Genomic DNA, 8,816 nt, shown 5'->3' on the forward strand with positions numbered 1-8,816 from the left:
TGTTCGACCGCCGCGACGACGCCGAGGTCGTGGGCGAGGCCGCGTCGGGGGAGGAGGCGGTCGTGCTCGCCCGGCACCTGCGTCCCGACGTCGTCCTCTGCGACCTGCGGCTGGGGGCCGGCATGGACGGCGTGCAGACGACGGCGGCGCTCCGGGCGCTCGACCCGGCACCGGCGGTGCTCATACTCACGACGTTCGACCGCGACGCCCAGATCCTCGGCGCGATCGAGGCGGGGGCGGCGGGATATCTGCTCAAGGACATCGACCCGGAGGACATCGTCCGGGCCGTGCGACAGGCCGCGTCGGGCGGGCAGGCGCTGACGCCGGAGCTCACGGCGCGCGTCGGCCGCGCCCTCCGCGCCCCGCGGGTGCAGCTCACGGGGCGCGAGCTCGACGTGCTGCGGCTGCTCGACACCGGGGCCTCGAACCGGGAGATCGCGAAGGCGCTGTTCGTCACGGAGGCGACGGTGAAGACCCACCTCGTGCACGTCTTCGAGAAGCTCGGGGCCGACAGCCGCGCGAAGGCGGTCGCGATCGCCAGGGAGTCCGGTCTGCTCTGACGCCCGCGGTCTCAACCGTTCGATGGATCCGCGGCGACGGCCCCACGGCGAGGCTGGAGGCAGACAGAAAGGACTCCCATGCGCAGGCTCTTCACCGCCGCGTTCGCCTCCATGCTGGTGGGCGTCGCCTCCGGACTCTTCTACCGTGAGTTCACCAAGATCAACGGCTTCCCGGAGGGGGCGCCGACGCAGCTCGGACTCGTGCACACGCATCTGCTCGTGCTGGGCTTCGTCGTCTTCCTCGTGGTGATGCTCCTGGAGAAGGCTTTCGCGCTCTCCGAGAGCCGGCTGTTCGGCTGGTTCTTCTGGACCTACACCGCCGGGCTCGTGCTGACCTCGGCGATGCTCGTCTGGCACGGCTGCCTCACGGTGCTCGGCCAGGAGTCGACGAAGATGATCGCCGGCATCGCGGGCGTGGGGCACATGCTGCTCGCCGCCGGCATGGTGCTGCTGTTCCTCGCGCTCCGCCCCCGCGTCTTCGCCCCGAAGGTCGCGGCCGCACGGCCCGCGACCCTCGAGTCGGTCGCCTGACGCTCAGTCGGCCGGGATCGTGTCGTCGCGCAGGTACGCGATGTGCGCGGCGTGGCGCTCCAGGTGGTGCGGCGACTTCCGCACGAACAGCCAGGCGACGATGAGGATCGCGAACCAGATCGGTGTCACGAGCAGGGCGATCAGGGTGTCCGGCTGAGTGGTCAGCGCCCAGAGGATGAACAGGAAGAACGCGAGCACAACGAACACCATGAACACGCCGCCCGGCATCGTGAACGCCGAGGTCGCCGCCTTCTCCGGACGCCGGCGCCGGTACACGAGGTAGCTGCAGAGGAAGATCGTCCACACGAACATGAAGCACACGGCCGACACCGTGGTGACCATCTCGAACGCCGTGCCGATGTCCTTGCCCGCGTAGAGCAGCACGACGCCGGACAGCAGCAGGATGCAGGACAGGAACAGGGCGTTCTGCGGCACGCGGCGCTTCGAGAGCCGGCCGAAGAACCGGGGGGCGTCGCCGTCCTGCGCCAGCCCGAAGACCATGCGCGAGGTGGAGTAGATGCCGGAGTTCGCGCTGGACATCGCGGAGGTCAGCACCACGAGGTTGACGACGGTGGCGGCGATGCCCAGTCCGGCGAGGGCGAACATCGCGATGAAGGGGCTCTCGCCGGCGACGTACTCGGTCCACGGCGTGACGGACATGAGGATGATGAGCGCGCCCACGTAGAACAGCAGGACCCGGATCGGGATGGCGTTGATGGCCTTCGGAAGGTTGCGCTTCGGGTCCTTCGTCTCCGCGGCGGCGGTGCCGACGAGCTCGATCCCGACGAACGCGAACACCGCGATCTGGAAGCCGGCGACGAAGCCGAGGAAGCCGTGCGGGAACATGCCGCCGTGCTCCCACAGGTTGGCGAAGCTCGCGGTGCCGGCGTCGTGCGAGAAGCCGGTGAGGATCATGACGAGACCGGTCACGATGAGGGCGACGATCGCGACGATCTTGATGAGCGCGAACCAGAACTCCATCTCGCCGAACGCCGCGACGGTGGGCAGGTTGAGCGCCAGGAGGATCACGACCACGAGGAGGCCCGGGATCCACAGCGGGATGCCGGGGATGAGCGCATCGGTGTACCCGGCGATCGCGATCACGTCGGCCACGCCCGTGACCACCCAGCAGAACCAGTACGTCCAGCCGGTGAAGAAGCCCGCCCACGGGCCGAGCAGGTCGCTCGCGAAGTCGCTGAACGACTTGTACTTGAGGTTCGACAGCAGCAGCTCGCCCATCGCCCGCATGACGAAGAACAGCATGAACCCGATGATCATGTAGACGAAGATCACGGAGGGGCCGGCGACGGAGATCGTCTTGCCGCTGCCCATGAACAGGCCCGTGCCGATCGCCCCGCCGATCGCGAGCAGCTGGATGTGCCGGTTGCTGAGCGCGCGCCGCAGGTGCTCCTCGCCTCCGGCTGCGGTCTGCCCCTGGCGGATGGCCCCCGTGTCTTCCTTCGTCACGCTCATCTCCTCCGGTCGTCCTCGACTGATGCAGAGTAACCACCGGGGCCCGCTCGTCCGAAATCGACCCCCCGGCGACGGCAATCCGGCCCGGGGTGTTCCGTTCGCCCGAAACGATTCGATAAACTGGGCGCACCCCCGATCCATTCCCTCTTTCCCTGCGAGCCCCTTCCTTCATGGCCACCACCCTCACCACGGGCCGTCCGTGGCGCGTCATCCTCGCCTTCTCGATCCCGCTGCTGCTCGGCAACGTCGTGCAGCAGCTCTACCAGTTCGCCGACGCGATCGTCGTCGGACGCCATCTCGGCGTCCAGTCCCTCGCCGCCGTCGGCGCGACGGGCAGCCTGCTCTTCCTCCTCCTCGGCTTCGCCTGGGGTCTCACGAGCGGCTTCGCGATCCCCATCGCCCAGGCCTTCGGTGCGCGCGACGACGCCGCCGTGCGCCGCTCGGTCGCCACGGGCGTGCTCCTCAGCGGCATCACGAGCGTGGTCCTCACGGTGGTCGCGCCGCTCATCGCCGGGCCGATCCTCGCGCTGCTGCAGACGCCGCCCGAGCTCATGGCCGAGGCGACGGTGTTCACGCAGATCAGCTTCCTCGGCGCGGGCGCGACGATGTTCTTCAACTACCTCTCCGCCATCATCCGCGCCATCGGCGACTCGAAGACCCCGCTGGTGTTCCTCACGGTCTCCTGTGCACTCAACGTCGGCCTCGTCGTGCTCATGGTCGGTCCGCTGGAGTGGGGCGTCGCGGGTGCCGCGCTCGCCACCGTGGTCGCACAGGCCGTCTCGGTGATCCTCTGCCTGGAGTTCGTGCGCCGGCGGCTGCCCATGCTGCACCTGCGTCGTTCGGACTGGCGCATCTCCCGCACGGACATCGCCGACCACCTGCGCCTCGGCCTCCCCATGGGCTTCCAGGCCTCGATCATCGCGATCGGGACCCTCACGGTGCAGGTCGCGCTCAACACGCTCGGCGCCGACGCGGTCGCGGCCTACACGACGGCGTCCCGCGTGGACAGCCTGGCGGTCGCCCTGCTCTCCTCGCTCGGGCTCGCCGTGTCGATGTACGCGGCGCAGAACCACGGTGGACGCCGCCCCGACCGCATCCGGCGCGGCGTGGTCGAGGCCACCTGGATGGCGGTCGCCGCGGCGATCGTCCTCGGCGGGCTGCTCATCGCGTTCGGCGCGCCGATGGTCCGGCTGTTCGTCGGCGACGGCTCGGACGACGTCGTCGACATGGCGCACCGCATGCTCATCATCAACGGCTGCGGCTACTGGGCGCTCGGCATGCTCTTCGTGTTCCGCGGCGCGCTGCAGGGGCTCGGCCACACGCTGGTGCCGACGGTCACCGGCGTGATCGAGCTCGTGATGCGCGTCGTCGCCGCGGTCGTCCTCGGGGCGATGATCGGGTTCGACGGCGTGGCCCTCAGCAACCCGCTCGCCTGGGTGGGCGCGATCGTGCTCCTCGTGCCGGCCTACGTCAAGGCGCATCGCGCGCTCGCGACGCAACCCGTGGCCCCGGCCGAGGCCACGGAGACCTCCGCGATCGCGATCGTCGGCCCCACCGACGGCTCGATGGTGGTCGACGCAGTCGTCACCCGCCCGGTCCGCGTCGTGCGCCCCCGCCGGCTGCGGTGGCCGGTCCGGCGCTGATCCGCGATATCCACCGGAAGGATGACCCGGATCGGACTTGAGACGGATGGCCTTCCGGAGAGACACTTCTAATGTCGAAGGTGCGGAGGGGTTCCGCCGGACGGGGGGTCGTCATGACGACATTGGGAGTGGCCAGAGACCTGGCCGCCATTCTGGTACCGATCGGATACGTGGGTGCGGCGCTCGCCGCGGTCTGCGCGATCGTGGCCGCGATCGCGATCATCCGCGGAGCCGGGGGGCTCGCGGGCGGCGCGGTCGGACTGTGGATCGTGTGCGCGCTGATGAGCTTCACCGCGAGCTTCGCGAATCAGTGGCTTCCGCTGATCGCGGCGGGCGCGTCGCTCGTGGGCATGCTCGTGATCGGCGGGATCGTGCGCGCGATGCTCACGGCCGGCGGCTTCGAGTCGCGACGCCGGGCGGCGCGCGTGAAGCCGGCGCCGTCGACCACGACGACGGCCACGCTCAAGACCGGCTCGACCGCGACGCCCACGGCGCCGGTCGCCGTCGTCTCCTAGCGCTCAGCGGTAGTCGCGGTCGCGGTGCTGCCGCGCCTCGTCGCCCGCGGCCACGCGGGCGCTCTCGCGTGCCCGCAGCTCGACGCGGCGGATCTTCCCGGAGATCGTCTTCGGCAGCTCGGGCACGAACTCGATGATCCGCACCCACAGGTGCGAGGACAGCCGTTCGTGCGCGTAGCCGAACACGGCGCGCGCGGCGGCGGCCTCGTCCGCGCCCGCGTCCGGCGTCAGGCACACGTACGCCTTCGGGACCGCCAGGCGCGTGGGGTCGGGGCTGGGGATGACGGCCGCTTCGACGACGAGGTCGTGCTCCAGCAGCACGGACTCGAGCTCGAACGGCGAGATCTTGTAGTCGGAGGCCTTGAACACGTCGTCGGAGCGTCCGATGTAGGTCAGGTAGCCGTCGGCGTCGCGCACGGCGATGTCTCCGGTGTGATGGAAGCCCCCGGCCCGCGACTCCGCGGTCTTCTCCGGATCGTCGTAGTACCCCGCCATGAGGCCGAGTGGCGGCTGGGCGAGGTCGAGCGCGATCTCGCCCTCGTCCTCCACGACCTCGCCCGTCGACGGATCGAGCAGCACGACCGGGTACCCGGGCAGCGGACGGCCCATCGATCCCACCTTGACCGTCTGCCCCGGGGAGTTGCCGATGCAGGCGGTCATCTCCGTCTGCCCGAAGCCGTCGCGGATCGTGCCGCCCCATGCTTCGCGCACCCGGTCGATGACCTCGGGATTCAGCGGCTCGCCGGCGCCGACGAGCTCGCGCGGAGGGTGCCCGAGCCGGGAGAGGTCGGCCTGGAGGAGCATGCGCCAGACGGTGGGCGGGGCGCAGAACGTCGAGACGTGATGGGTGTCCATGACCTCCATGAGCGTGTTCGCGTCGAAGCGGTCGTAGTTGTAGACGAACACCGTCGCCTCGGCCAGGAACGGCGAGTAGAAGCTCGACCAGGCGTGCTTGGCCCACCCGGGGGAGGAGATGTTGAGGTGCACGTCGTCCGGGCGCACGCCGAGCCACCACATCGTGGAGAGGTGGCCGACGGGGTAGGAGACGTGGGTGTGCTGCACGAGCTTCGGGCGGTTCGTCGTGCCGGACGTGAAGTACAGCAGGGCCGTGTCGCCGGCGGGCGTCGGGCCGTCCGGAACGAACTCCTCGGTGGTGGCGGCGGCGTCCGCGAACCGCTTCCAGTCCGCAGGCAGCGACGCGCCGACCCCGATGCGCAGCACCGCGGGGTCGATCCCCTCGAGGCGGTCGGCCAGGCTGCCGAGGGTGACGACGGCGCCGGCGCGGCCGTGCTCGATCCGGTACGCGAGGTCGGAGGCCGACAGCAGCGTCGAGGTCGGGATCGACACCGCGCCCAGCTTCGTGATCGCGAGCATCACCTCCCACAGCTCGATCGTGTTGTTGAGCATGACGATCACGTGGTCGCCGCGGCCGATGCCGAGGCCGCGCAACCAGGCGGCGACCTGGTCGGACCGGGCGGAGAGCTCGGCGTACGTCCAGGAGCGGAGGCTGAGGTCGGCCTCGACGATCTGCACGGCCGGACGGTCGGGGTTCTCCCCGGCGACGACGTCGAACCACTCGAGCGCGAAGTTGAAGGCGGTCAGGTCGGGCCAGGCGAACTCGCGGCGCGCGGCGTCGTAGTCCGTGGCGTGCGTGAAGAGGAGGTCCCTCATCCCGCGGATCGCTTCGGTGGCGGGGGTGGCACGACGGCTCATGGTGCTCCTTTGCAACGGCGTCCCTCCATCCTGCCCCCTCGTTCAGCGGGGGAGGAAACCCGTGCCGTCGCGGAGCTCGAACACGAGCTGGGTCTCGGTGCCGCGGACGACGGGGTGGACGGTGATGTGCTCGAGCACGATGTCGCGCAGAGCGGTCGCGTCCTGGACGGCGACGTGCACGAGGAAGTCGTCCACCCCGGCGACGTGGAACACCTGGAGCACGCGGGGGATTGCGACGAGCGCGTCGAAGAGCGCCGTGACCTTGGGCCCGGTGTGATGCGCGAGGCGCACCTTGATGATCGCCTGCAGGGGGTAGCCGAGAGCGGAGCCGTCGAGGCGGACGCGCGTGTCGCGGATGACTCCGCGCTCGCGCAGGCCGCGGATCCGGTGGGCGCAGGTGGATTCCGCGAGTCCGAGGCGGTGGGCCAGAGCCTTGTTGGTGACGGCCGCATCGCGGCTCAGGGCGGCGAGCAGCTCCAGGTCGATCTCGTCGAGTTGCGCTTTCGCCAACGTGCCCTCCTCGGTACGGCCGGATGTTGCACAGAATAGCGAGGATCCCGGATTCGATGAGTTGTTCTGTCGAAGACCAGCGAGAACCCCGCGATTCGGCCAGCGTGGAGGGATGACCGCACCGCTGCATCCCGACACCGTGGCCGTCCACAGCGGCCGTGCCGACCTCGAGGCGCTCGGGGTCCACGCCCTGCCGATCGACCTCTCCACGACCAATCCCCTGCCCGACGTCGAGCGCGGCGGTGACTCGTACGAGGCGATGGCCACCGGGGGCCGCCCGCCGCAGGACGGCAGCATGGTCTACGCCCGCCTCTGGAATCCGACGGTCGCGCGCTTCGAGGATGCGCTCGCCGAGCTGGAGCACGCCGAGGCCGCCGTCGCCTTCGGCTCCGGGATGGCGGCCATGACCGCCGTGATCCTCGCGCACACGGGTGCCACGGGAGCGCGGCACGTCGTCGCGGTGCGTCCGCTCTACGGAGGGACCGACCACCTGCTCGGGTCCGGTCTGCTCGGCGTGGAGACGACGTACTGCCGTCCCGACGAGGTCTCCGCTGCGCTGCGCGCCGACACCGGACTCGTCGTCGTGGAGACGCCGGCGAACCCGACCCTCGAGGTCGCGGACATCGCCGAGGTCGTGCGGCAGGCGGGGAGCGTGCCGGTCGTGGTCGACAACACGTTCGCGACCCCCGTGCTGCAGAACCCGATCGATCACGGCGCGGCGATGTCGCTGCACAGCGCCACCAAATACCTCGGCGGCCACGGTGATGTCATCGCCGGCGTCGTCGCCTGTGACGAGACGACCGCGGAGGCGCTGCGTCGCGTGCGTGCGGTGACCGGGGGGCTCCTGCACCCGCTCGGCGCGTACCTGCTGCACCGCGGTCTCACGACCCTGCCGGTCCGCGTGCGGCACCAGCAGGAGAGCGCTCGTCGCATCGTGCAGTGGCTGGTCGATCGGCCCGAGGTCGCCGAGGTCTTCTATCCCGGGCTCGACGGGGATCCGCGCGGCATCCTGGAACGGCAGCTCCGCGGGCCGGGGGCGATGATCGCGTTGCGGCTGCGCGGCGGCTATGCAGCGGCCGCAGCGGTGGCCGGAGCGACCCGCCTCTTCACGCACGCCGTGTCGCTCGGGGGCGTGGACTCCCTCATCCAGCACCCCGCCGCGCTCACGCACCGCCCGGTCCCCGCGGAGGCGCGTCCCGCCGCCGACGTCCTGCGTCTGTCCATCGGCCTCGAGGACGTCGACGATCTCCTCGCCGACCTCGCGAACGCCTTCGCCACTCTCGCCGACCCACCCCTTTCCGTGCGACCCACCCCCGAAAGTGCGTCACATACGGGGGTGGCTCGCACATAAGGGGCCGGATCGGCGATTGTGTGAGGACGACAAGAAACTGAGTACCACCGTAGATGGCACTTGGTACCTGGCGGCAAAACCGGGGGGTCGCGGAGAGGGCGGGCCTACAGTCGCGGGTGGCAACGACGCCACTGACCCCGGGAGTCCTCAATGACGAGTGAAAAGACCCACGCGCACGGCCTCGGCATGCGCATCGCCGTGATCGTCCTCAGCCTTCTGCTGGCGGCGATGGTGCTGTTGTTCTTCGCCACGATGAGCAAGGTGTCCGCGGGCGCCTCGGAACTCGCGGACGGCACCACCACCGCGCAGGGGGGATCCGCGGACCTCGCCGCAGGTGCTGCCGACCTCGCCGCGGGGGCCGACGAGCTGGCCGCGGGCACGCAGGATCTCGCGACAGGCACCGCGACGGCGCAGCAGGGATCGGCGAAGCTCAGTGACGGCGCGACGACCGCCGCCGCGGGCGCCACCACGCTCGAGATCGGAAGAGCCCCCGCCTGAACTCCCGTCCCATTCCGAAATC

9 protein-coding genes are annotated in these 8,816 nt (G+C 70.3%); 6 read left to right on the plus strand and 3 right to left on the minus strand.

The features are described from left to right. Both D8M34_RS17290 and D8M34_RS17295 read left to right on the plus strand, forming a co-directional pair. The coding region (locus D8M34_RS17290) for a response regulator (RefSeq protein WP_148113076.1) at nt 1–560 on the plus strand (560 nt) is incomplete at its 5' end. 78 nt (nt 561–638) lie between these two features. After that, nucleotides 639–1,091 carry a DUF2871 domain-containing protein gene (locus D8M34_RS17295; RefSeq protein ID WP_025102774.1) on the plus strand — a complete coding sequence of 151 codons (453 nt, stop codon included), beginning with the start codon at nt 639–641 and terminating at the stop codon, nt 1,089–1,091. A 3-nt stretch (nt 1,092–1,094) separates the two neighbouring features. On the opposite strand, the gene cycA is transcribed toward D8M34_RS17295, so the two are convergent. Beyond that, on the minus strand, nt 1,095–2,564 hold the full coding sequence (gene cycA / locus D8M34_RS17300; protein WP_374458964.1) for a D-serine/D-alanine/glycine transporter: 1,470 nt from the start codon (nt 2,562–2,564) through the stop codon (nt 1,095–1,097). 170 nt (nt 2,565–2,734) lie between these two features. Between cycA and D8M34_RS17305 the strand changes: the two genes are divergently transcribed. Both D8M34_RS17305 and D8M34_RS17310 read left to right on the plus strand, forming a co-directional pair. Further along, nucleotides 2,735–4,207 carry an MATE family efflux transporter gene (locus D8M34_RS17305; protein ID WP_126894631.1) on the plus strand — a complete coding sequence of 491 codons (1,473 nt, stop codon included), beginning with the start codon at nt 2,735–2,737 and terminating at the stop codon, nt 4,205–4,207. Between the two features lie 113 nt (nt 4,208–4,320). After that, a complete protein-coding gene (locus D8M34_RS17310) occupies nt 4,321–4,722 on the plus strand; it encodes a hypothetical protein (protein WP_126894632.1) in 402 nt (133 codons plus the stop codon). A 3-nt stretch (nt 4,723–4,725) separates the two neighbouring features. On the opposite strand, the gene D8M34_RS17315 is transcribed toward D8M34_RS17310, so the two are convergent. Together D8M34_RS17315 and D8M34_RS17320 are read right to left on the minus strand one after the other, a co-directional pair. Continuing rightward, the gene (locus D8M34_RS17315; RefSeq protein ID WP_126894633.1) at nt 4,726–6,435 is read right to left on the minus strand and encodes an AMP-binding protein; all 1,710 of its coding nucleotides are present in this window, start codon (nt 6,433–6,435) and stop codon (nt 4,726–4,728) included. Nucleotides 6,436–6,477: 42 nt separating this feature from the next. Continuing rightward, nucleotides 6,478–6,945, minus strand: a complete 468-nt coding sequence (locus tag D8M34_RS17320; protein ID WP_025102769.1) for an Lrp/AsnC family transcriptional regulator — start codon at nt 6,943–6,945, stop codon at nt 6,478–6,480. A 112-nt stretch (nt 6,946–7,057) separates the two neighbouring features. Between D8M34_RS17320 and D8M34_RS17325 the strand changes: the two genes are divergently transcribed. Together D8M34_RS17325 and D8M34_RS17330 are read left to right on the plus strand one after the other, a co-directional pair. Next, on the plus strand, nt 7,058–8,296 hold the full coding sequence (locus D8M34_RS17325) for a trans-sulfuration enzyme family protein (RefSeq protein ID WP_126894634.1): 1,239 nt from the start codon (nt 7,058–7,060) through the stop codon (nt 8,294–8,296). 150 nt (nt 8,297–8,446) lie between these two features. Next, complete coding sequence (locus D8M34_RS17330; RefSeq protein ID WP_126894635.1) at nt 8,447–8,794, plus strand: hypothetical protein; 348 nt, start codon at nt 8,447–8,449, stop codon at nt 8,792–8,794. The last annotated feature ends 22 nt before the right edge of the window (nt 8,795–8,816 follow it).

It is taken from the genome of Microbacterium sp. HSID17254 (assembly GCF_003989315.1).
Classification (GTDB): Bacteria; Actinomycetota; Actinomycetes; order Actinomycetales; family Microbacteriaceae; genus Microbacterium.

What these genes read in the sequence shown, in the direction of transcription:
- D8M34_RS17295 (WP_025102774.1), top strand. Translation starts at nt 639, where the DNA reads ATGCGCAGGCTCTTCACCGCCGCGTTCGCCTCCATGCTGGTGGGCGTC.
- cycA (WP_374458964.1), bottom strand. Translation starts at nt 2,564, where the DNA reads ATGAGCGTGACGAAGGAAGACACGGGGGCCATCCGCCAGGGGCAGACC.
- D8M34_RS17305 (WP_126894631.1), top strand. Translation starts at nt 2,735, where the DNA reads ATGGCCACCACCCTCACCACGGGCCGTCCGTGGCGCGTCATCCTCGCC.
- D8M34_RS17310 (WP_126894632.1), top strand. Translation starts at nt 4,321, where the DNA reads ATGACGACATTGGGAGTGGCCAGAGACCTGGCCGCCATTCTGGTACCG.
- D8M34_RS17315 (WP_126894633.1), bottom strand. Translation starts at nt 6,435, where the DNA reads ATGAGCCGTCGTGCCACCCCCGCCACCGAAGCGATCCGCGGGATGAGG.
- D8M34_RS17325 (WP_126894634.1), top strand. Translation starts at nt 7,058, where the DNA reads ATGACCGCACCGCTGCATCCCGACACCGTGGCCGTCCACAGCGGCCGT.
- D8M34_RS17330 (WP_126894635.1), top strand. Translation starts at nt 8,447, where the DNA reads ATGACGAGTGAAAAGACCCACGCGCACGGCCTCGGCATGCGCATCGCC.